24 protein-coding genes are annotated in these 20,646 nt (G+C 70.1%); 14 read left to right on the top strand and 10 right to left on the bottom strand.

Annotated elements, in window-relative coordinates:
- Positions 1-10 precede the first annotated feature (10 nt).
- Positions 11-601: a nucleoside deaminase gene (locus LMI96_RS04550; RefSeq protein ID WP_228360629.1), complete on the top strand. Its 591-nt coding sequence runs from the start codon at positions 11-13 to the stop codon at positions 599-601.
- Positions 602-625: 24 nt separating this feature from the next.
- The gene (locus LMI96_RS04545; protein WP_223721418.1) at positions 626-988 is read left to right on the top strand and encodes a TraR/DksA C4-type zinc finger protein; all 363 of its coding nucleotides are present in this window, start codon (positions 626-628) and stop codon (positions 986-988) included.
- Positions 989-1,001: 13 nt separating this feature from the next.
- Here the strand turns inward: LMI96_RS04545 and LMI96_RS04540 are convergent, their stop codons facing one another.
- From LMI96_RS04540 to LMI96_RS04530, 3 genes are read right to left on the bottom strand one after another with little or no spacing between them, the layout of a single operon-like run.
- On the bottom strand, positions 1,002-2,039 hold the full coding sequence (locus LMI96_RS04540) for an aromatic acid exporter family protein (protein ID WP_228360628.1): 1,038 nt from the start codon (positions 2,037-2,039) through the stop codon (positions 1,002-1,004).
- Positions 2,039-2,527, bottom strand: coding sequence for a hypothetical protein (locus tag LMI96_RS04535; RefSeq protein WP_228360627.1), 489 nt, complete (start codon positions 2,525-2,527; stop codon positions 2,039-2,041). The genes LMI96_RS04540 and LMI96_RS04535 overlap by 1 nt, the downstream gene beginning before the upstream one ends.
- Positions 2,528-2,536: 9 nt before the next feature.
- Complete coding sequence (locus LMI96_RS04530) at positions 2,537-3,265, bottom strand: LON peptidase substrate-binding domain-containing protein (protein ID WP_308015746.1); 729 nt, start codon at positions 3,263-3,265, stop codon at positions 2,537-2,539.
- 57 nt (positions 3,266-3,322) lie between these two features.
- On the opposite strand from LMI96_RS04530, the gene LMI96_RS04525 reads away from it, so the two are divergent.
- From LMI96_RS04525 to LMI96_RS04505, 5 genes are all read left to right on the top strand, one after another.
- Positions 3,323-3,724 carry a YchJ family protein gene (locus LMI96_RS04525; protein ID WP_228360626.1) on the top strand — a complete coding sequence of 134 codons (402 nt, stop codon included), beginning with the start codon at positions 3,323-3,325 and terminating at the stop codon, positions 3,722-3,724.
- A gap of 91 nt (positions 3,725-3,815) precedes the next feature.
- Complete coding sequence (locus LMI96_RS04520) at positions 3,816-4,460, top strand: SDR family oxidoreductase (protein ID WP_228360625.1); 645 nt, start codon at positions 3,816-3,818, stop codon at positions 4,458-4,460.
- A gap of 38 nt (positions 4,461-4,498) precedes the next feature.
- Positions 4,499-5,617, top strand: coding sequence for an NAD(P)-binding domain-containing protein (locus LMI96_RS04515; RefSeq protein WP_228360624.1), 1,119 nt, complete (start codon positions 4,499-4,501; stop codon positions 5,615-5,617).
- A 34-nt stretch (positions 5,618-5,651) separates the two neighbouring features.
- Complete coding sequence (locus LMI96_RS04510; RefSeq protein WP_228360623.1) at positions 5,652-6,224, top strand: flavin reductase family protein; 573 nt, start codon at positions 5,652-5,654, stop codon at positions 6,222-6,224.
- Between the two features lie 218 nt (positions 6,225-6,442).
- A complete protein-coding gene (locus LMI96_RS04505; protein ID WP_228360622.1) occupies positions 6,443-7,690 on the top strand; it encodes an MFS transporter in 1,248 nt (415 codons plus the stop codon).
- Here LMI96_RS04505 and LMI96_RS04500 read toward each other — a convergent pair.
- On the bottom strand, positions 7,639-8,724 hold the full coding sequence (locus LMI96_RS04500; RefSeq protein ID WP_228360621.1) for a hypothetical protein: 1,086 nt from the start codon (positions 8,722-8,724) through the stop codon (positions 7,639-7,641). The two genes, LMI96_RS04505 and LMI96_RS04500, sit on opposite strands and share 52 nt — an antisense overlap.
- Positions 8,725-8,821: 97 nt before the next feature.
- Here LMI96_RS04500 and LMI96_RS04495 point away from each other — a divergent pair, with 97 nt between their 5' ends.
- Together LMI96_RS04495 and LMI96_RS04490 are read left to right on the top strand one after the other, a co-directional pair.
- Entirely contained in the window at positions 8,822-9,040 is a 219-nt protein-coding gene (locus tag LMI96_RS04495; RefSeq protein WP_223721409.1) for an SCO4848 family membrane protein, read from the top strand.
- Positions 9,041-9,057: 17 nt separating this feature from the next.
- Entirely contained in the window at positions 9,058-9,969 is a 912-nt protein-coding gene (locus LMI96_RS04490; protein WP_228360620.1) for a rhodanese-related sulfurtransferase, read from the top strand.
- A 42-nt stretch (positions 9,970-10,011) separates the two neighbouring features.
- On the opposite strand, the gene LMI96_RS04485 is transcribed toward LMI96_RS04490, so the two are convergent.
- Complete coding sequence (locus tag LMI96_RS04485; protein WP_228360619.1) at positions 10,012-11,385, bottom strand: HNH endonuclease signature motif containing protein; 1,374 nt, start codon at positions 11,383-11,385, stop codon at positions 10,012-10,014.
- A gap of 132 nt (positions 11,386-11,517) precedes the next feature.
- On the opposite strand from LMI96_RS04485, the gene LMI96_RS04480 reads away from it, so the two are divergent.
- On the top strand, positions 11,518-12,081 hold the full coding sequence (locus LMI96_RS04480; RefSeq protein WP_223721406.1) for a ribonuclease H: 564 nt from the start codon (positions 11,518-11,520) through the stop codon (positions 12,079-12,081).
- Positions 12,082-12,138: 57 nt separating this feature from the next.
- Here LMI96_RS04480 and LMI96_RS04475 read toward each other — a convergent pair whose 3' ends face one another.
- On the bottom strand, positions 12,139-13,104 hold the full coding sequence (locus LMI96_RS04475; protein ID WP_228360618.1) for an arsenic resistance protein: 966 nt from the start codon (positions 13,102-13,104) through the stop codon (positions 12,139-12,141).
- A gap of 60 nt (positions 13,105-13,164) precedes the next feature.
- Between LMI96_RS04475 and LMI96_RS04470 the strand changes: the two genes are divergently transcribed.
- The gene (locus tag LMI96_RS04470) at positions 13,165-14,214 is read left to right on the top strand and encodes a zinc-dependent alcohol dehydrogenase family protein (RefSeq protein WP_228360617.1); all 1,050 of its coding nucleotides are present in this window, start codon (positions 13,165-13,167) and stop codon (positions 14,212-14,214) included.
- Positions 14,215-14,224: 10 nt separating this feature from the next.
- Here LMI96_RS04470 and LMI96_RS04465 read toward each other — a convergent pair whose 3' ends face one another.
- The 3 genes from LMI96_RS04465 to LMI96_RS16290 form a co-directional block, all read right to left on the bottom strand.
- Positions 14,225-14,755: a hypothetical protein gene (locus LMI96_RS04465; RefSeq protein WP_228360616.1), complete on the bottom strand. Its 531-nt coding sequence runs from the start codon at positions 14,753-14,755 to the stop codon at positions 14,225-14,227.
- Between the two features lie 189 nt (positions 14,756-14,944).
- Positions 14,945-15,688 carry a membrane protein insertase YidC gene (locus LMI96_RS04460; protein ID WP_228360615.1) on the bottom strand — a complete coding sequence of 248 codons (744 nt, stop codon included), beginning with the start codon at positions 15,686-15,688 and terminating at the stop codon, positions 14,945-14,947.
- Positions 15,689-15,796: 108 nt separating this feature from the next.
- Positions 15,797-15,979: a DUF6412 domain-containing protein gene (locus LMI96_RS16290; RefSeq protein WP_228360614.1), complete on the bottom strand. Its 183-nt coding sequence runs from the start codon at positions 15,977-15,979 to the stop codon at positions 15,797-15,799.
- 65 nt (positions 15,980-16,044) lie between these two features.
- Here LMI96_RS16290 and LMI96_RS04450 point away from each other — a divergent pair, with 65 nt between their 5' ends.
- Genes LMI96_RS04450 through LMI96_RS04440 form a run of 3 tightly spaced genes read left to right on the top strand, consistent with a single transcriptional unit; the run spans position 16,045 to position 19,320 of the window.
- Positions 16,045-16,896, top strand: a complete 852-nt coding sequence (locus tag LMI96_RS04450) for an aldo/keto reductase (protein ID WP_228360613.1) — start codon at positions 16,045-16,047, stop codon at positions 16,894-16,896.
- A gap of 30 nt (positions 16,897-16,926) precedes the next feature.
- Positions 16,927-18,384, top strand: coding sequence for a cryptochrome/photolyase family protein (locus LMI96_RS04445; protein ID WP_228360612.1), 1,458 nt, complete (start codon positions 16,927-16,929; stop codon positions 18,382-18,384).
- Between the two features lie 45 nt (positions 18,385-18,429).
- Positions 18,430-19,320 carry a helix-turn-helix transcriptional regulator gene (locus LMI96_RS04440; RefSeq protein WP_223721398.1) on the top strand — a complete coding sequence of 297 codons (891 nt, stop codon included), beginning with the start codon at positions 18,430-18,432 and terminating at the stop codon, positions 19,318-19,320.
- Here the strand turns inward: LMI96_RS04440 and LMI96_RS04435 are convergent.
- The gene (locus tag LMI96_RS04435; RefSeq protein ID WP_228360611.1) at positions 19,304-20,590 is read right to left on the bottom strand and encodes an NAD(P)/FAD-dependent oxidoreductase; all 1,287 of its coding nucleotides are present in this window, start codon (positions 20,588-20,590) and stop codon (positions 19,304-19,306) included. The genes LMI96_RS04440 and LMI96_RS04435 overlap by 17 nt on opposite strands.
- Positions 20,591-20,646 lie beyond the last annotated feature (56 nt).

The raw sequence follows: 20,646 nt of genomic DNA, 5'->3' as shown, positions 1-20,646 counted from the left end.
AGATGGCGGAATGCACCTCGCGTCCTCTCTTTCTGCGTCCCTGCCCGCGTGGCTCCTCGGTGAGCTCGACGACCTGCCCGCCGTACTGCCGACGCTCGAGGACCGAATGGACCTCGTCAACGCGCTCGCGGATCGCAACTGGCGCGAGGGCAGCGGCGGTCCGTTCGCCGCGATCGTCGTCGACGCCGCTACCGGCGCGCTCGTCTCGGCGGGGGTGAACGTCGTGTTGGCGTCCGGTCTCAGCTCGATGCACGCCGAGGTGACGACGCTGAGCCTCGCGCAGACGGCCCTCGGCCGCTGGGACCTCGGCGCGGAGGGCGCTGATCTCGAGCTCGTCGTCAACTGGCGTCCGTGCGTCATGTGCTACGGCGCGACCATGTGGAGCGGCGTCCGATCGCTCGTCGTCGCGGGCGAGGGTCCGCTGCTCGAGGAGCTCACGAAGTTCGACGAGGGCCCGGTCGTGGCGGACTGGGCGGCGCAGTTCGACGCCCGCGGCATCCGCGTCTCCATCGGCACGCGTCACGATGAGGCCGTCGCGGTATTCGCGGCCTACGGCGACAGCGACTCGATCGTGTACAACGCACGCGGAGCCGTCGACTGACCGACGGGCTTATCGTGGCCTGCGATGACGGATGCGGATTTTCGGGCCGAGTTCGATGCCCGGCTGGAGGCGCTCCGTGCGCAGGCGGTGCGTGACGCGATCACGCGCGGAGACGCGCTCGGCGGCGTCCTCGCCGCGCGCGGTGACCCGGCCGGCGCGGACGACGAGCACGACCCCGAGGGTGCGACGCTGTCGGACGAGTGGTCGCGCCTCGAGGGACTGCGGATCGGCGCCGTGCGCGAGATCGCGGAGATCGACGCGGCGCGCGCCCGGCTCGACGCGGGAACGTACGGCATCTGCATCCGCTGCGGCCGCTCCATCCCGGTCGATCGGCTGCGCGTGCGACCCACCGCGACGATGTGCGTGACCTGCGCGGCGCTGGGCTGAATCCCGGCGAGCGTCAGTCGGCGTCCGACCGACGGCCGGCTTCGACGAGGCTGTGATGGATGCGGTGCAGGTCTTCGAGCAGAGACCCGATCAGGATCCAGTGCGTGGCCGACGGACGCGTGATCTGCAACGGCGTCGTCAGGGCCGGCGGTTCTTCGACGACCGCTGCCGGGGGCTGACCGACCCGCTCGACATCGTGGGCCGCCCGGCGGAGCTGCTCCGCGATCGCCCGCACCTGCGGCTCGTCGACGAGATCGGGGGAGTAGTGGTCGTAGACCGCGCGGGTCATCCCCGTTACCTGCGTCACGATCGGTGTGTACAGTTCGACGGTCCGGGTGAGCTCCGCCAGCTCCGCACGATGCCGACCGCTCCGCGGATTGAGCGTGAGGGACTCCGAACCCGCACGGATCGCGGCGTCGGCGGCGTCGCGCATCGGGCGCATGAGGCGCGCTTCGAGCATGAGCTCCTCGAGCTGCCCGCGCGTGCGGACGCTCGTGAGGGCTTCGGCGAGCCGGTCGAGGGATGCCGACAACTCGCTGCCGAGCCGCGCCGTCGACTCACGAGCCGGCGCCAGGGCCACCGGCGGCACCAAGAGCACGTTGACCACGACGCCGATCGCCGCGCCGAGGATCGTCTCGATGACCCGGTCGAGCGCGTAGTCCGGCGTCGCGGTGCCGAGGGCGAGCACGAGGATCGCGCTGATCGCGATCTGAGTGGCTGCCCCCGGAGCGAGGCGCAGTGCCCACGCGATGAGCAGACCGCAGGCCGCGGCCGTCAGGATGACCCAGGTGCCGCTGCCGAAGAAGAGTCCGAGTGTCGTGGCGAGCAGGACGCCGAGGATCACTCCGACCGACCGCTCCACCGCCTTGCTGAACGACTGGTTGAGGCTCGGCTGCACGACGAGCAGCGCCGCGATCGCGGCGAACACCGGCAGGGGTCCCGGGATCAGCCACTGCGAGAGCAACCAGGATCCGATGACCGCGATGGCGGACTTCACCACCAGCAGCAGCGGAGTGCGCTGCGCGGCGCGGATGGCGGCCGGAAGACGCATCAGGGTTGCCGGGCGCGCAGCTTCCGCGCCGCCTCCGCGGGGGTGGTGCCGAGCTCCCGCTCGGCGAAGGTCAGGTCGTATCCGCCGCTGGTGCGGCGAGTGGCGCGCAGCGACTCGGCGTCCGTGCCGGACGCACCGCCCGCGAGCAGCGCGTCGGTGCGGCGGAACCGCACACCGAGCTCGCCCTGGGGTGTGGTGCCGATCCGGTCGATGTCGGCCCACGGTGCGCGACCGATCTTCGCGACACGGATGCCGTCCGCATCCGCGCGGAGGATCGTCGAGTGCCGCAGCTGATTGATGATCGAGACGCCGCCCCCGACCCCGAAGATGCCGATGGCGGCGGTACCGGCGATGAGCGCGAGAACGTTGTCGCCGTTCAGGAGCACCACGAACACGCCGAGCACCGCGGCGGCCAGACACACGGCGCCGAGCGCGAACAGGCGCCCGCGCGGGGTCACGAAGCGGATGCGGGACGAATCTTCACTCACCCGCACAGCCTATTCGCCGGGTTCGCGCCCCGCGCCGGGCGACGCGTCGCCATCGGTGTCCTCGTCATCGTCCGGGCCGGTGTCGTCCGCCCGTAGGAGGTCGTCGAGGGCCGCGTCGAACGCCGCATCGGTGCTCGCGGAGGTGAGCAGCGGTTCGGCCTCGATCACGAGATCCAGGGTCTGTCGGAGCAGGGCGCCCGTGGTGGGGGACTGCAGCAGGCGATGCTGGTCGAGGGGGCCGAGCGGAGCGATGCCGGCCAGCTGCCACGACGAGGTGAGGGGGTCTTCCGACAGCGGGATGCTCGCATCCCAGGTGCCGTCCGCGTACTCCGTCGACCGTGCGAGCACGCGGCGCACCGAACGTTCGACCTCGTCGCGAAGCGGTGCCAGTTCGTCTTTCCAGGCGAGTTCGGGCACTTCCTCGACGAGCGCACGCGGGTAGGGGTCATCGTCCAGCCACTCGCGGACCCGGATGCGGCGATCCCCGTACGCGACGATCACGATGTCGTCGGCGCCGGGGGCGACGCGGGCGATGCGCGCCATCGTGCCGAACGGGAATCGCTCGTCGCCCCCGCCGGCCTCGTGGCCGCGTTCGATGAGCGTCACCCCGAACGACGGCGTCTCGTCGTCGAGCAGGCGTCCGAGCATGACGCGATAGCGCTCTTCGAAGATGCGCAGGGTGAGGGGCATGGCGGGCAGCAGCACCGTACCGAGGGGGAACATGGCGACCGGCTCCATGGCCCCAGTCAACCACTCACCGCACGGCAGCGGGCGGGTACCGCCTAGGCTGCCGATATGCCCGGCTTTCCCGTCGTGACAGGCGACGCCTCGTGCCCGTGCGGCAGCGGTGAGACGTACGACGGATGCTGCGCCCCAGCCCTCCGCGGAACCCCACCGGCCACGGCGGAGGCGCTCATGCGCTCCCGGTACACCGCGTTCGTCGTGGGCGACGGCGCGTATCTGCGGGAAACGTGGCATCCGGGCACGCGTCCGGACGATGTCGATCCCGACCCGGCCCTTCGTTGGACCGGTCTTTCGATCCTCGGCACCCGCGAGGGGATGCCGGGAGACACCCGCGGCCGCGTCGAGTTCCGCGCCCGATACCGCGCCGGTCGCGAGCGCGGCGAGCTGCACGAGGACAGCCGCTTCGTCTGGCAGAGCGGACGCTGGTGGTATCTGGACGGCGTCATCGGCTGACGGCCCGCGCCGTCCTGTCAACCCGCGCGCCGAGCGGGCGCGAGGTTTCTAGGCTGGACGGGTACCCCCGTCACTCTCAGAAGGAGTCTCCATGTCCCGCATCCTCGTCTTCGGCGGTCACGGCAAGGTCGCTCTCCTGCTCGAGCCGCTGCTGGCCGAGCGTGGCGACGATGTCACGGCCGTCATCCGCAACGCCGATCACTCCGAGGAGGTCGCCGCGACCGGGGCCACCCCGAAGGTCGCGGACGTCGAGCAGCTCGACGTCGACGCGCTCGTCGAGCTGCTCGCGGGCTATGACGCGGTCGTCTGGTCGGCCGGCGCCGGCGGCGGCACCGCCGAACGCACCTACGCCGTCGATCGTGACGCCGCCATCCGGACGATGGATGCCGCTGTCCGCGCGGGCGTTCCGCGGTACGTGATGGTGTCGTGGATCGGGTCGTCGCCCGACCACGGCGTCGACCCCGACAACTCGTTCTACGCGTACGCCGACGCGAAGCTCGCCGCAGATGAGCACCTCCGCGCCACCGACCTGCAGTGGACCGTCCTCGGGCCGGGAACGCTCACTCTCGACGCCCCGACGGGCGCCATCACGACCTCGCCCGAGGGCAGCGGCGACGTGTCGCGCGCCGATGTCGCCGCGGTCATCGCCCAGGTGCTCGCCGACGACAGCACCGCCCGGCGCACCATCCGGTTCGGCGCCGGCGAGACTCCGATCGCAGACGCCCTCCGCGCCTGACACGGAATGCCCCGCGCCGAGCGCGCGTTGACGATCGCGTGAATGCACAACGCGTCGACGTAGTCGTGATCGGCGCGGGGCAGGCCGGTCTGTCTGCGGCCTACCATCTGCGGCGGCGAGGATTCGCCCCGGTCGGCCGTGCACTCCCCGGAGAACGCACCTTCGTCGTGCTCGATGGCGACGACCGCCCGGGCGGCGCCTGGCAGCACCGGTGGGAATCGTTGCGCATGGCGACCGTGAACGGGATCCACGAGCTGCCCGGCTTCCCCGTTCCGCCGGCCGACCCGCGCGCGTCGAGCCGCGACGTGCTGCCGGTGTACTTCGCCGAGTACGAGGAGGAGTTCGCACTCGACGTGCGGCGTCCGGTGCGCGTGCGTGCCGTACGTCGTACCGCGGAGCCGGATGCGGGACTCATCGTCGAAACCGACCTCGACGTGTACGCCGCGGGCCACGTCATCAACGCCACCGGCACGTGGACTCGTCCGTACTGGCCGGCTTATCCGGGCCGTGACCGGTTCCGCGGGCGTCAGCTGCATGTCCACGACTATGTATCGGCGGCCGAGTTCGCCGGGCAGACCGTCGTGATCGTCGGTGCCGGAATCTCCGCGGTCCAACTGCTCGACGAGATCTCGCACGTGGCGAGCACCTACTGGGTCACGCGCGACGAGCCGCAATGGGCGCGGGAGGACTTCGACATCCCGGCGCGGGTTGCGGCGATCGCGGGGGTGGAGGAACGCGTGCGGCAGGGACTCCCGCCGGGCAGCGTGGTCTCGGTCACCGGAATGCACCACACGACGTGGTCGCGCGCGGCCGAGGCGCGCGGGGTGCTGGTGCGCCACCCGATGTTCACGGCGATCGAGGAGAACGGTGTCCGGATGCCGGACGGATCGTTCGTGCGCGCCGACGTGATTCTCTGGGCGACCGGCTTCCGGGCCGCCATCGACCACCTCGCGCCGCTCCGGTTGCGGACGGCCGCGGGCGGCATCCGTGTCGAGAACTCGCGGGCGACCGACGAACCGCGCCTGTTCCTCATCGGCTACGGCCCCTCGCAATCGACGGTCGGTGCCAACCGGGCCGGCCGCGCGGCCGTTCAGCAGATCGTCGCGGATCTGGATGCCGCACCGGCCCCTGCGTTGCGCCATGTTTCGCGCACGTGACCTGATCGAAACAAGAAGGATCTACCGTCGCATCATGAGTATTCACGCGTCGCACACCCCGGATGAACTGCTCGACCCGGAACGGGCGATCAGCGCTTCGCTGTCTGCAGACGAGTTCAAGGCGCTGTTCCGTGGGCACCCCGGCGGCGTCGCGGTCATCACCGCCGAAGGCCCGGACGGCCCGGTATCCCTGACCGCGACCTCGGTGTCGTCGGTGAGCGCCGAGCCGCCGCTCCTGATCTTCTCGATCTCCGCACTCTCGTCTGCCGCTCCCGCCATCCTCGCGGCGGAGACCGTCGTGGTGCATCTGCTCGACAGCGACGACATCGACGTCGCGAAGCTCGGCGCGACGAGCGGGATCGACCGGTTCGCCGACCACGACTCGTGGACCCGCCTCGTCACCGGCGAGCCCGTCTACAACGGCGTGCGCGCGTGGGTGCGTTGCAGCATCATCGAACGCATGAACGCCGGCGGATCGACCGTGATCGCCGCGCACGCGCTCCAGTCCAGCCTGAACCGCGACGTCGAGCCGGGTGCGCACGGCAACGCGCTGGTGTACCACAACCGCACCTGGCACCGTCTCAGCGACGACTCGCGCGTGCACTGACCGTCCTCTCCGGCCGGTTCCGCCTCCCCCTGTCGTAGACTGGGGGAGGCGCCTAGCGCGCCACGGCTGTGGCAGCATCCGCGACGACGACTCGATGCCGCCCCCCGATCGCCGCTTTCCGGCGCGGGCGCCGAGAGTGCAACTACCTGCTGATGGAGCAAGGCGGCACGCCGCTGAGTCCGCGCGGAGGTTGTGCCTTGGCACCCGAGCAATCCACTTTGATCCACCACACCGGGTGGGGATACTTTCCCATCGCGTTCATCGCCCGGCTGCCGTTCGCGATGATGGTCGTGGGTGTTCTGACACTCGTGACCAGTGCGAGCGGTTCTGTCGCGCTCGGCGGACTCGCCTCGGCTGCAGTCGGCATCGGTGTCGTGATCGCCGGTCCGGTCATCGGTGACGCCGTCGATCACCACGGCCAGCGCACGGTGCTCGTGCCGGTCGGTCTGATCAACGGTGTGCTTCTCGCGCTGTTCCCGCTCGTCGTGCTGTCGGGGATGCCCGATGCGATGGTGCTGATCGTGGCGGGACTGATCGGGGTGACCGCGCCTCAGGCCGCCGCGATGAGTCGCAGCCGTGTGATCGCGATCATCCGTGACCGGCTGCATCCGGATACCCGCGGCCGCACATTCACACGCGCCATGTCGTACGAGTCCGCCGCGGATGAGACGGCGTTCGTGATCGGCCCGTTCCTCGTCGGCATCTTCGCGTCGTTCATCGCCCCCTGGGCGCCGATCGCGATCGCCGCGGCCCTGAGTTTCGTCTTCGTCACGGCGTTCGCACTTCACCCGACCGGCGTGCTCGCGACATCGAGCGAATCCGAGACCGCGCGCCGTGCACCGTTCTCGGCCGTCCTGAGCCCGCGCGTGCTGGTGCTGGTGGGAGGCACGTTCGCCGTCGGACTGTTCTTCGGCTCGACGCTCACTTCTCTCACGGCCTTCATGGAATCCCGCGGCGCGGGCGCGGATGCGGGGCTGCTGTACGGCCTGATGGGCATCGGTTCCGCGGCTCTCGCGTTGGCCGTCGCGGTGCTGCCGGCACGTTTCGCATTGCGCTGGCGTTGGCTCGTCTTCGCCACGGTGATGGCGGTGTCGGCGTCGGCGTACGCAGCGACGGATGCGGTGTCCGGCCTCGTCGTCACGCTTCTCGTGATGGGGCTCGGCGTGGGCCCGGCGCTCGTGACGATCTTCAGCTTGGCGGGGGAGCGGAGCCCGGCGGGGCGCTCGGCCACCACGATGACGTTGCTCGCGTCGTCGTTGACGCTCGCTCAGGCCCTGTCGTCAGCCCTGGCGGGGTCGATCGCGGAGACCGTGTCGATTCCGCTCGCCCTCGCGCTTCCCGCCCTCGCGGCGCTGCTCGTGCTGGTGTTCGGGGTGCTGAATGTCGCCGTTGAGCGTCACGATGCCCGCGTCCACTACAGCGTGACGTACGCCTCGATCGTGGCGCCCGCGGGCAGCGGCTCGTAGAAACTCAGCTCGAACGTCTGCTCGGCCCCGGCGGGAAGCTCGTCGACGTAGGTGCCATCGGCCGAGATCAGGGTGCCCTCCGCGTCGCGCGTGAGGACGATGACCTGCGCATAGAGCTGATCTCGCGGGGTGCCGTTCACGACCCGGCCCGTGACGGCGGGGATCCCGTACTCGTCGGTCTGCTGCACGTCTTCGACGGTGACGATTCCCGCCTCATCGGGTCCGAGGATCCGCGCGTCGGCCTTGTCGGGTAGCTGCAGTCGGACGTCGGTGATCGTCGCGTCGCCGGCGTCGAGGAATGATCCCACGATCGCCGTGGGGCCGGGCTGGATCGTCAGGTACTGCTCATGCGTGTCCACGACGGTGCCGCTCGCGTCGAGACCCTCGACCAGGATGATGCTGTCTTCGAAGATCGCGTCGGGGTTGGGGTTGTCGAGCACGACGCCGTAGTTCCAGATCCCTTCGGCGAGGTTCGTGGGAGTCACGACGACCTCGCCCGCCAACAGATCGAGCGCCGCGCCGTATTCGATCGGTCCGTCGGGAACGAATTCCCCATCGTTCGGGAAACCGTCGGTGTAGGGCGCGTCGTAGGGGCGGGGTGCGAATCCGAACGGGTCGGAGACCGTGAACGCGGAACCGATGGCCACGGCGAAGATCACGCCGATGACAGCGAGCGCGCTGGCGCCCGCGGAGGTCGCGATCGCGGCGATACCGAATCCCTTGCCGCCGTGGCTGCGGCCGATGACGGCGATGAGCCCGCAGATGAAGCCGGCGAGGAGGGCGGGCACGGCGAGCACCGCCACGAGCGGGAGCGCGAGGGCGCCCACCCCCGCGAGGCAGAAGGCGACGATCGCCAGGGATGCGGGGCGGGGGTCGCGTCCGCGCGGTTGCGCGGACGGCGGCGCGTACGTCGGGCTCGGAGACGGGATCAGCACGGGGGCCGCGCCGGGATACGGCTGCGTGAAGCGCTGTCCGGGACGAATCGTCGGCGGCGACGGCTCTGCTGCCTGCGGTGGGACGGATTCGTCGCTCATGCCGGGGCTCCTCGCCGCAGGGATCGGATGCGGGTGGTCCGAGCCTAGAACTCCGGCCGTGCCCGCGCGTGTGCGCTGTGGAGAATACGCTCGAGGGATGCAGATCTTCCTCGCCGTGCTCCTGCTCGTGAACGCGATCTACAACGTGGTCGTGTGGCCGCGATTCTTCCAGCGGGTCGCGAAAGATGCCCGTGCGCGTGACGCCGCCGGCAAGCGGACGGCGTTCTTCCGCGTGCACGCGGTGCTGATCGGCATCGCTCTGCTGCTCGCTGTCGTCTCTGCGGTCGCCGGCGTCTGGGCGCTCGTCACGGTCTGACGACCTACGATTGGCCGGTGTCCGTCGCCAAGATCCTGCTGTTCTATCGCTTCGTCCCGATCGCCGATCCGGAGGCCGTGCGGTTGTGGCAGCGCGATCTCTGCGAGCTGCTCGGGCTCCGTGGGCGCATCCTCATTTCTCGCGATGGCATCAACGGGACGGTGGGCGGCGAGCTCGACGCGGTGAAGACCTACCGTCGGAAGACGCTTCAGTACGCCCCCTTCGCAGACATGGACGTGAAGTGGTCGGAAGGCTCGGGACTCGACGACCTCGGCATGAGCCTCGACTTCCCCCGGCTGTCGGTCAAGGTGCGCGACGAGATCGTCAGTTTCGGCGCTCCGGACGAGTTGACGGTCGACGCGGACGGTGTGCGCGGCGGGGGGACTCCGCTTTCTCCGGCCGAGGTCAATGCTCTCGTTGCTCGGCGGGGAGATGATGTCGTCTTCTTCGACGGGCGGAACGCCTTCGAGGCGGAGATCGGCCGATTTCGCAATGCCGTGGTTCCGGATGTGGCCACCACTCGCGACTTCGTGGCCGAGCTCGAGTCTGGGCGTTACGACCACCTGAAGAACACCCCGGTCGTCACGTACTGCACCGGCGGCGTGCGGTGCGAAGTGCTGTCGAGCCTGATGGTCGCGAGAGGGTTCCACGAGGTGTACCAGCTCGACGGCGGCATCGTGCGATACGGCGAGGCGTTCGGCAACGACGGACTGTGGGACGGATCGCTCTACGTCTTCGACGGCCGAGGCGCCGTCACGTTCGGGCCCGACGCGGAAGTCCTCGGCACGTGCGCCGGATGCGGCGCTCCCGGAGACCGCATCGGCGACTGCACGGATTCCGCTTGCCGCGTTCGGGTGGTGCTCTGCCAGGACTGCCTCGCCGGTGCCGCCGTTCCGTGCCCGGACCACGCCGCGACCGTTCCCGGATGATGCGATAGCCGCTCCCGGGTGACCTCATGACCCGCCTGCCCGTCAGAAGGGTGGTGGGTCGTTGTCGGGTGTGAACCGCGCGGTCCCTCCGTGTCTTGTGGGTGGGGTCGTGGTGTGGGTGTGGCCGAGGGGTGTGGTCCAGTGGAGGGTTCCGCCGGGGTGTTGGGTGACGGTCCAGGAGGCGGTGTGTTTGAGGGTGTGGTGGCGTCGGCAGAGGTGGGCGAGGTTGTCGGTGCGGGTGGGGCCGCCGTGGGCGTGGGGGATGGTGTGATCGATGTCGCAGTGGATGGCGGGGGTGCGGCATCCGGGGAATCGGCAGTGTTGGTCTCGGGCTTGGAGGTGTCGGGTCATGGCGGCGGTGGGGGTGTACCGGTCGGTGGTGAGCATGGTGCCGGTGATGGGGTGGGTGAGGACCCGGGCGAATGCGGTGCTGTTTCCGAGGAGTCGGCGGGCGGTGTCGGGGTCGATGGGTGAGCGTCCGGTGAGTTCGGCGGGGTCCTCGGATACGCCGGCGGCGGTGAGGACGGGGACCACGACCTGGATGGTCGCGCGGATCGCGCCGAGTTCTCCAGGCTGATCCCCGGTCACCGTCGGATCCGCGCCGGGCGTGCTGGTGAGGAGCATGTCGGCGACGAGGTCGGCGCGGATGTGGTCGACGGTCCGGTCATCGGACGCGATCACCTCCTGCCGCTCGCGCTCACGTGCGCTCGCGACATCGACGCCCACCGCAGCGCCACAATCATCCGTGACGTGGCGGCGCGTTCGTTCGCGGGCGTTCTTGATCAGGCGGCCTTGTTGGGTGAGGCGGTCGTGGATCGCGTGCGCGAGAAGGGCGGGGAGGATGACGACGAGTTCCGCCATTCCGTCCTCCAGCGGCACGACGCGAACGCCTCGGTTTTCTCGGGCTTCCTGGTGGCGTTCCGTCAGGGTTCGGGGGTGGAGTTTCTCCGCCAGCATCCCGAGCAGGTGTTTCGCGCCGGCCGGGGTCTCTGCTTCGCAGACGGGGACGGCGGCCTGGTCGAACAGCTCCCGGTCCTCGCCTGCGAGGGGGAGCCCGGCGTCGACGACGGCACGCACGTGCCCCTGGGTGATCCGGCCCGCCTCCCACGCCGTCACCGTCTCCGGGAACCCGGAAACGAGCGTGTCAGCATCGCTCATCCGGCGTTGCACGGTGCGATCAGACAGGCGGGTCGCGCAGGCGATCTCCGCCGCCACCGACCGCATCGCCATCTCGCGCTCCCGCACCGCGTTCGATCGGCTCACTCGCTCCGCGTACGCACCGGCTCGCGCGAAAGCCCGCACCGCTGCCGCCTGCGCGGTCGCTAACGCGCGCTCCGCGGCGATTACACCGGCCACCACCGCGGCCCGTTCGGCATCCTCACCGCCCGGGACGCTCACCTCGATATTCGAACGCATGTTCTAATCGTAGTGGAGACCTCCGACATCCACACCCTTATCACCCGCACAATCCACATCCGTGGACAACATCCCCGCACCCGCCCCTGGGGAGGACAAGTCGCCCGACCCGCGACCTGAAAGAATGGACCAATGCCTCCCGCACCCGATCAGCAGCTCGATTCCTACACGCTCGCGACCGACGGCGCATGCAAGGGCAACCCGGGGCCGGCCGGGTGGGCGTGGGTCGGCGAGGACGGTCAGTGGGCGGCGGGCTCGATTCCCGAGGGCACGAACAACATCGGCGAACTGCTCGGCCTCCTGTACGCGATCCGCGATCACCCGCACGTCACGAACCTCACGGTGCAGGCCGATTCGAAGTACGCGATCGACACCTACAGCTCATGGATGGACGGCCACGCGCGCCGGGGCTGGCTGACGAGCGCGAAGAAGCCGACCGCGAACCGCGAGATCCTCGAACAGCTCATGGAGGCCCGTGAGGAGCGCCGTGCGGCGGGACTCCCGCCGGTCATCCTCGAGCACGTCCGCGGGCACAGCGGGCATCGGCTGAACAGCTGGGCGGATGAGCGGGCCGTCCGGGCGTCGCAGCACGCGGCGAAGGGCGAGGAGCTCATCTGGACCTCCCACCGCGGGCTCGACCCGCTCGACGTGTCCGTCGACCCGCCGCGTTCCGCCGGCGACCGTCCGCGCCGCTAGGCCGACACAGGCTCCCGACGCACGCCCCGCGACGCCTGAGACCTCACGGACGATCGATCAGGGCGCGAGCCGCGGCACCACGCGCACCATGATGATCATTGCGACCAGCTCGACGAGCGTCTGGGTGACCACGACGAGAGGTGCGAGCGAAAGGTCGGGGGGCAGCGCGAGAGCGAGCGGCAGGACGACGAGCGAGTTGCGGGTGACGCCGCTGAAGATCAGGGCGCGGGCGGCGCCCGCATCCGCTCGCACCACGCGAGCCGCAGCCCAGCCGAGCGCGATCATCACGACGACGAACGCGGCGTAGAGCGGCAGGAGACCCCAGAGCTCGCTCAGTCTGGCGCCGACGGCCCGCACCTGAGAGGCGACCACGACGCCGAGGGTCAGCATCATGAGCGGCACCATGAGCGAGGGCAGCCCGCTTTCGGCCCGCCGCGCCGCCGGGATGCGCGCGGCGAGCAGCTGCACGAGGATCGCCAGCCCGAGCGGGAGCGCGATCAGCACGAGGAACGCGCGGATGAACGGGGCTGCGTCGATCGTGGCGAGAGCATCCGCTCCCGCGAATGCCCACAGGTATCCGGGCAGAAGGAGGAGTTGAGCGACCGTCAGGAGCGGAGCGGCGGCGAGCAGCCGGTCGCTTGCCCCACCGGCGATCCGGGTGAACACGATCACGTAGTCGACGCACGGTGTCAGAAGAACGAGAAGCACACCGATCAGCATTGCTTGGTCGCCGGCGACGAAACGGGACAGCCCGTAGACGACGCACGGGACGACGACGAAGTTCAGGAGTCCGAGGGTGAGCAGAAACCGACGGTCGCCGAGAGCGTCACGGATGCGGCGGAACGGCACGGTCAGGAACGTGACGAAGAGCAGGGCGCCGAGCGCGGGCTCGATGGCGACCTCGAGCGCCGCGTTCGCGGGAACAGCGATCCCGACGCCCGCGCCGAGGGTGATCGCGAGGAGATACAGCGCGACCTGGTGACGCTCCGCGACGTCGGAGTACGCGCCTCTCCGGTCTGCCACGCCCTCGACACTATCCGGACCCGCGGGCGTTCTTCCTCGCGCGCTGCGTAGGCTGGATGCATGCTCGCCACCGTCATCCACGCCGCCCGTGACATCCGCGTCGAAGAGGTTCCCGACCCGCAGCTCTCCACCGGACGCGACGCCATCGTGCGCGTCGTCGCCGCGTGTGTCTGCGGTTCCGACCTCTGGCCGTACCGGGGCGTCACCGCGACGGACCGACCGCACCGCATCGGTCACGAGTTCGTCGGGATCGTCGAGAGCGTGGGGGACGACGTGCAGAACGTCGCGCCCGGCGATTTCGTCATCGCCCCGTTCTACGTGTGCGACGGAACGTGCGCGAACTGCCGCAACGGTGTCAGCACCTCGTGCCTCAGCGGCGGATGGTGGGGCGGCGACGTGCACGACGACGGTTTCGCCGACGGCGGCCAGGGCCAGTTCGTTCGTGTTCCGCTCGCCGACGGCACCCTCGCGGTGGTTCCGGGGCCGATCGGCGACGAGGAGATCCCCGGCCTGCTCACTCTGAGCGATGTCATGGGTACCGGACACCACGCGGCGGTGTCGGCGGGTGTGCAGCCCGGTGACAGCGTCGCCGTCGTCGGTGACGGCGCGGTGGGGCTCTGCGCCATCATCGCCGCCAAGCGGTTGGGTGCGACGACGATCATCGCGATGTCCCGGCATCCGGAACGTCAGGCGCTCGCCCGCGAGTTCGGTGCGACGCACATCGTCGCGGAGCGTGGCGACGAGGGCGTCGAGAGGGTGCGCGAGCTCACCGACGGCATCGGCGCCGACCGCGTGCTCGAGTGCGTCGGCACGAAGGAGTCGATGGATCAGGCGCTCCGTTCGGCGCGTCCGGGCGGGATGGTCGGATACGTGGGCGTGCCGAACGGCGGCCCCGAACTTCCGATCGGTCGGATGTTCGGGTCGAACGTCGGCGTCAACGGTGGCGTCGCGCCGGTGCGCGGCTACATCGAGGAACTTCTGCCGGACGTCCGTTCCGGCGCCGTCCGGCCGGGTCTGGTCTTCGACCTGGAGCTTCCGCTGACGGAGGCGGCCGAGGCGTACGCCGCGATGGACGAGCGTCGGGCGACGAAGGTGCTGCTCCGGCCCTAGAGCGCGAGCTTCAGGGTGTGACGGACTCTGACGGCGCGTCGTCGATCGGTGGCGCGGGCAGGGGCGCTGGTGCTTGCTCGGACGGGAGTCCTTCGTCGTCGCCCGGCTCTTCGCCCGGGATCGGCGTCGTGCTCGGACCGGGCGTGGGGGTCGATGTCGGCGGCTTCGGCGTCGGCGTCGGATCCGGTGTGGGAGTAGGTGCGACCGGCTGCTCCGGAGCCGGGGCGGGCGCCGGCTCCGGAGCGGGCACCGGGTCGGAGCTGACGAACGGCTTCCACGGTTCGCTCACGGAGCGTCGGAACGTCGTCGGAGGTGCGGTGGGATCGACTTCGCGCACCTGCAGCGGCGGCTCCACGCCGATCGCCGCTTCCATCTCGTCGGGGGAGTCGGCCTCGGTGACACTCAGGATCTCGGCTGCTTGGGCCGTGCGGCCGCTCGCGGACTCGTCGGACACGTTCAGCGCGATCGAGGTGACGGCGGTCACGGCGAGGGCGCCCGCGCATGCGGCAGCGACGATGACAACGCGGGTGTGTGCGCGCACGTAGCTCCTCTCGCCGCACCGAGAATCACGGGAAGTCACTCGGTGGAAAGTGTCGGGGTGGCTTCCATATTCACGTGCTCCACAGCGCGAGTCAATGCGAGCGCACCGGGATTCTGTCCGGAGAGCACGTTAAACCCCAGTTCATGAGCACGATCTGAAAAACCAGGGCGGATGCGGGATCCGGCCGTGTCAGGAACTCCGCGACCCCAGCGGATACCGACGCCGCAGGACGAGGCGCTGCACGAGCGTCCAGACCACCGTCACGGCCAGGTACAGGCCCGCGGCCAGGGGAACGAAGACGGCGACCACCGCGGAGGCGAAGGAGAGGAACCCGAGTGCGTGGAGCGCGAACGACGGGGTGACGTCGCTCGTCACGACCGGTCGGAAGGCGCGACGGGTCACCTCGCCGGCCGCGATGATCATCAGGAGCACGGTGCCGAAGACGGCGATGCTCGCCGGATCGAGCGCCCCCGCGGAGACGATCCCCGCGAGGCTGCTGCCGAGAGGAACGCCCGCGAGAGTCTCCGACAGCAGCGCGTTGTCGCGCCCCGCCAGGACCGGATGCAGAAACACCGCGTAGAGAATGCCGACGATGGGCGCTTGCACGAGCAACGGCAGGCACCCCGCCAGCGGGGACGCGTGCTCGTCGCGATAGACCTGCATCGTCTCGCGCTGCATGCGCTCGGGATCGGTGCGATATCGCTGCTGGATGAGGCGTAGACGCGGCGCGAGCCGCGCGCGGGTCTGCTCCGCTTTCGCTTGCGAGACTCCGGCGGGGATGAGGAGGGCGCGCACGATCAGCGTGGTCAGAATGACCGCCGCGGCCGCAGCCGAGGCGCCGGTGAAGGGTTCGAGAACAGAGGAAAGGGCGAGAAGCGCGCGGTAGGCGAGGTCGAGGAGGGCGGTCACGGGCGGGAAGGCGAAGATGTCCACGGAAGGATCCGTTCTGCGAGGTCGATCGGGAAGGTGATCGGCCGCGACGGAACGCCGCATCCTCGCCGGTCGGGGGCGAGGGAGAGAAGGAGCGTTGCGCGGCGGCGTCTAGAGGACGACGGCCGCGTGGCCCGGTGCTCGCGGGCGCGGGTGCCCGGACGCATCCGGATCGCTCTGCGTGAGCGGAGAGGACACATCGATGCTGCGACGAGGGGTCGCGGAGGGATCCGTTCCCGCTGCCACACCGGCGAAGGCGGTAGCCGCCACGACGATAAGGGCGGCGGCGATCACGGTAGCACTCGATGATCGGCGTCAAGCCGAGGCCGCGTGGGGGTGGCCCTCCGTACGCTGGGGTCATGGCAGATCAGCACACCTCCGTTCCCACCGTGGCGCTCAACTCGGGCCACGCCATCCCGCAGCTCGGCTACGGCGTCTTCAAAGTCGACCCGGCGAAGACCGAGAAGTACGTCACCGAGGCCCTCGAGGTCGGCTACCGGCACATCGACACGGCAGCGATCTACGGCAACGAAGAGGGCGTCGGCCGCGCGATCGCGTCCAGCGGGATCCCGCGCGACGAACTCTTCATCACCACGAAGCTCTGGAACGATCGTCAGGCGGGCGACGAACCCCGCGCCGCGATCCAGGAGAGCCTCGAGAAGCTCCAGCTCGAGTTCGTCGACCTGTACCTGGTGCACTGGCCCGCCCCGGCCAACGGCAACTACGTGAACGCCTGGACGAGGCTCGTGTCGCTGAACGAGGCCGGGCTCGCGCGGTCGATCGGCGTGTCGAACCACTTGGTCGAGCACCTCGCACAGCTCGAGGCCGCCACGGGCACGCTGCCCGCGGTGAACCAGCTCGAGATCCACCCCGCCTACCAGCAGCGCGAGGTCGTCGAGTGGTGCACGTCTCGCGGTGTCCACATCGAAGCGTGGGGTCCGCTCGGCCAGGGCAAGTACGACCTGTTCGGCACCCCGGCTGTCGCCGACGCCGCCGCGGCGCACGAGCGCACGCCCGCCCAGGTGGTGCTGCGCTGGCACCTGCAGAAGGGCTTCATCGTCTTCCCGAAGACCGTGAATCGCGAGCGGATGGCGGAGAACTTCGCGCTGTTCGACTTCGCGCTCTCCGATGCTGAGGTCGAAGCGATCACGGCACTCGATCCGCAGGATGGCTCGGGCCGCGTGGGCGCGCACCCGTCCGAACTGAACTGATCCCGGCATCCGGAACGAGAGGCGCTGCGCGTGAAAGCGGCCCTGATCCTCGCGACTCAGCAGTTCGAGGATCACCCGGCCTTCCACGATCCCGACATCGACGAGTTCTTCGTTGTCGAGTCCGCGCAGCGCTTCTCCCGGTTGCCGTACCACCGGCACAAGATCGTGCTGCTGCTCGCGGCGCTTCGGCACACGGTCGACAGGCTCCGCGCGGACGGGCGCATCGTGCGTGTCGTCGCTCTCGAGGATGACCTTTCGTTCGCTCGCGGAGTCGAAGAACTGGCGACCCGGCACGGCGCCGACGGTCTGGCGTGGATGAGCGCGACCGATCGGGGAGTCGACGAACGGATCCACGCGCTGTGCGCCCGGCTCGGCCTTCGCAGTCGGGTGTATCCGGATGCGCTGTTCCTCACTCCGGCAGAGGCATCCGACGAGTGGTTCGCCGCGCATCCGACGCCCGTCATGGAGACGTTCGTGCGGTGGCAGCGTCATCGCACGGGGATTCTCATGGACGGCGAGCAGCCCGTCGGCGGGCGGTGGAACTTCGACGCCGATAATCGGCATCCGCTTCCGAAGCGCGGGGTGACGGTGCCGGCGCTTCCTTTTCCGTCGCCCGATCCGATCACCGCCGGTGTGATCGCCGAGGTGAACGAGCGGTTCGCCGATCATCCCGGTGATGCGGCGCAGTTCTGGCTCCCGGTGACCCCGGATGCGGCGCGCCAGTGGCTCGACACGTTCATCGCCGAACGGTTCCGCGATTTCGGGCGCTACGAAGACGCGATGTCGCGCGACCAGCCGTTCCTGTTCCACTCGGTGATCTCGCCGATGCTGAACATCGGGCTGCTGACGGTCGACGAGGTGATCACGGCCGCGACGACCGCGGGCGACGACGTGCCGCTGGCGTCGGTCGAAGGCTTCGTTCGCCAGATCATCGGATGGCGGGAGTACATGCGCGGCATGTACCGGGCGCATCCGGAACTCGACGGAGCGAACGCGTTGGGGTTGAGTAGGCCGCTCGAGGACTGGTGGTACACGGGGAAGGGAATCCCGGTCGACGTGCCGGTGCCGGTGCGGTCGGTGCTCGAGAGCGTGCACCGCTGGGGGTATGCGCACCACATCGAACGGCTGATGGTGCTGGGTAACTGGTTCCTCCTGCGGGGCTACGCCCCCGCCGAGGTGAACCGCTGGTTCTTGGCGCTGTTCGTCGATGCCTACGACTGGGTGATGGTGCCGAACGTGTTCGGGATGAGTCAGTACGCCGATGGCGGGCTGGTCGGCACGAAGCCGTATATCTCCGGCGGGGCATATCTGCAGAAGATGGGGTCGTGGTGGTCGTCGGCACAGCAGGCGAAGGAGTCCGCGTTCACGGACGCGTACTGGCGGTTCCTCGATCAGCACGAAGACGCGCTGGCGGGCAATCCCCGCATGTCGCTGCCCCTCGCGCAGATGCGGTCGCGGCGCGCGGCGAGCGAGTCCGCAGGCGGGTAGTCGCAGGGCCTCCCACGGCGTCCGGAGTGTGATTAGCGTGGAGGGATGAGTGACACCCGTGCGGAGATCCGAGAGTTCCTGAGTTCTCGACGGGCGCGCATCTCGCCCGAGCAGGCCGGGCTGCCCGCATACGGCGGCAACCGGCGCGTGAGCGGACTCCGGCGCGAAGAGGTGGCGATGCTCACGGGCGTCTCGGTCGACTACTACGTGCGGCTGGAGCGGGGCAATCTCGCGGGAGCCTCCGAAAGCGTGCTGGACGCGCTGGCGCGAACCCTGAGCCTTGACGAGGCGGAGCGGCAGTACCTGTTCGACCTCGCTCGGAACGCCGGACCGGCGCCGCGGCGTCGACCGCCGGTGACGAGCGATGTGCGGCCGGCGATCCGGCAGGTGCTCGATGCGATGGCCGATGCTCCCGCCTGGGTGCGCAACGGCCGGCACGACATCCTCGCCGCGAACAGCATGGGTCGTGCGCTCTACGCGCCGGTCTTCGACGACCCGCGGCGGCCGGTCAATACGACCCGGTTCACGTACCTGAATCCCGCCGCGCGCGAGTTCTGGCGCGACTACGACCAGATCGCCGACGACGCGGCGGCGATGCTCCGGTTGGAGGCAGGACGCAACCCGCACGATGAGGGGCTCATCCGCCTGGTGGGGGAGTTGTCGACGCAGAGCGAACTCTTCCGCCAGCGGTGGGCGTCACGGGACGTGAAGTACCACCGCAGCGGGATCAAACGGCTCCACCACCCGGTGGTCGGCGACCTCGACCTGAACTACGAGTCGATGGAGCTTCCCAGCGAGCCGGGGCTGGTCATGAACGTCTACACCGCGGCGCCCGGCTCGCCCACGGCGGATGCGTTGATGCTGTTGGCGTCGTGGGTCGCCGATCAGAACCGGCGGGCCGCCCCCGATCACCAGAAGGTCACCCCGGAGGCGTAACCTCTCCCGGCGCGCCTGCACCCGCACGGTCGCGCAGGACGGCCCGCGCGATGCGGTCACCTGACACGAGCGCGCCCTGGATGGACGCGGTGTCGCGGTGGTCTCCGGCCAGATAGACACCGTCGCGGATGCGGGCGGGTCGGGTCGGCCGCAGCGGCGCCGTCTGCGCGGGCAGCGCGTGCGGGATGTCATCGCGGCGGATGAGGTGCCAGCCCGCCACCGACCCGCCCCAGATCTCGCCGAGATGGCGGCGCACCACCGTCTCCACCGGCCCGCCGCCGGTCGAGGGCAGCAGACATGTCGCCTGCACGAGGTGCCGGCCGGGAGGTGCATAGGAGGGCGCGGCGTTCGACATCACCGCGGTGTTCACGACCGGGCCGCTGCGGCGTCCGTCGAGCCGCAACATGCCGGATTCGGTCGGCGGCACCTCCGCTTCGAACCACCACGTCTGCAGACCGCGGGTCTGAGCGGACGGCACACCGACGAGCGCCGGCACCGCCTCCGAGCCGACCGCGATGACGACCGTCTGCGCTCTGAGGGTGTCGGCACCGGCGACGGCGATCTCCGTGCCGCGGGCGCCCGACCGGAGCCCGGTGACGCGGTGACGGAGTCGGATCGAGGCCCCCATCAGTCGGGCCATGCTCGCGAGCTGCGCGGGGACCGCCTGGATGCCGTGCTCGGGAACTCCCGGGCGACCCAGCGCGAACATGCGGATGAGCAGCCGGACGAACGCGTCGGATGTTTCGAGCGTGTCGTCCGCGACGACGCCGGCGAGGAACGGCTCGAGCACCTCGGCGCGAAGTGCGCCGAGCACGCCCGCGCGACGCCATCCGGTCGCGAGTGACGCGTCGGCGCCGGTGAGCGCGGTGCGCGGCCTCACGATGGTCGGCCCCGCCCACCGCGCGAGAGCCGAGAGTTCGCGCGCCGATAGCAGCCCGCTGCGGAGGGTTGCGGGCAGAAGTCGGGGGTGATGGAGCGGGTGCGCGAGGGTCGCGACCCCGCGGTCGCGCCGCACCTGCACGCCCCCTGGGAACTGCTGCAGTCCGAGGGCACGCACATCGACCCACCGCCCGACGGCCGGGTAGGCGGGATTGAGCAGCTGGAAGCCGCGGTCGAGGAGGAAGCCGTCGACCGCATCCGTGCGCTGCCGACCGCCGACCGCCTCCGCCGCCTCGAGTACGACGACGTCGAGGCCCGCCTGCGCCAGCACGCTCGTGCAGCGCAGCCCCGCCAGGCCCGCGCCGACGACGATCACCTCGTGTGCATCCACGGGGCGAGCCTAGGCCTGCGGGCGGCGCCTACGGCGGGGTGGTGCGGCGCCCGCGC

The sequence above is a fragment of the Microbacterium sp. cx-59 genome (assembly GCF_020805625.1).
Lineage (GTDB): Bacteria > Actinomycetota > Actinomycetes > Actinomycetales > Microbacteriaceae > Microbacterium.
The sequence above is the reverse complement of the archived record's forward strand: the minus strand, read 5'-3'. Positions and strand labels throughout refer to the sequence as shown.

Bases quoted from the DNA above. Each gene is read 5' to 3' on its own strand.
- LMI96_RS04530 (WP_308015746.1), bottom strand. From the start codon at position 3,265: ATGGAGCCGGTCGCCATGTTCCCCCTCGGTACGGTGCTGCTGCCCGCC.
- LMI96_RS04470 (WP_228360617.1), top strand. From the start codon at position 13,165: ATGCTCGCCACCGTCATCCACGCCGCCCGTGACATCCGCGTCGAAGAG.
- LMI96_RS04550 (WP_228360629.1), top strand. From the start codon at position 11: ATGCACCTCGCGTCCTCTCTTTCTGCGTCCCTGCCCGCGTGGCTCCTC.
- LMI96_RS04540 (WP_228360628.1), bottom strand. From the start codon at position 2,039: ATGCGTCTTCCGGCCGCCATCCGCGCCGCGCAGCGCACTCCGCTGCTG.
- LMI96_RS04520 (WP_228360625.1), top strand. From the start codon at position 3,816: ATGTCCCGCATCCTCGTCTTCGGCGGTCACGGCAAGGTCGCTCTCCTG.
- LMI96_RS04450 (WP_228360613.1), top strand. From the start codon at position 16,045: ATGGCAGATCAGCACACCTCCGTTCCCACCGTGGCGCTCAACTCGGGC.
- LMI96_RS04510 (WP_228360623.1), top strand. From the start codon at position 5,652: ATGAGTATTCACGCGTCGCACACCCCGGATGAACTGCTCGACCCGGAA.
- LMI96_RS04545 (WP_223721418.1), top strand. From the start codon at position 626: ATGACGGATGCGGATTTTCGGGCCGAGTTCGATGCCCGGCTGGAGGCG.
- LMI96_RS04495 (WP_223721409.1), top strand. From the start codon at position 8,822: ATGCAGATCTTCCTCGCCGTGCTCCTGCTCGTGAACGCGATCTACAAC.
- LMI96_RS04485 (WP_228360619.1), bottom strand. From the start codon at position 11,385: ATGCGTTCGAATATCGAGGTGAGCGTCCCGGGCGGTGAGGATGCCGAA.
- LMI96_RS04500 (WP_228360621.1), bottom strand. From the start codon at position 8,724: ATGAGCGACGAATCCGTCCCACCGCAGGCAGCAGAGCCGTCGCCGCCG.
- LMI96_RS04480 (WP_223721406.1), top strand. From the start codon at position 11,518: ATGCCTCCCGCACCCGATCAGCAGCTCGATTCCTACACGCTCGCGACC.
- LMI96_RS04440 (WP_223721398.1), top strand. From the start codon at position 18,430: ATGAGTGACACCCGTGCGGAGATCCGAGAGTTCCTGAGTTCTCGACGG.
- LMI96_RS04525 (WP_228360626.1), top strand. From the start codon at position 3,323: ATGCCCGGCTTTCCCGTCGTGACAGGCGACGCCTCGTGCCCGTGCGGC.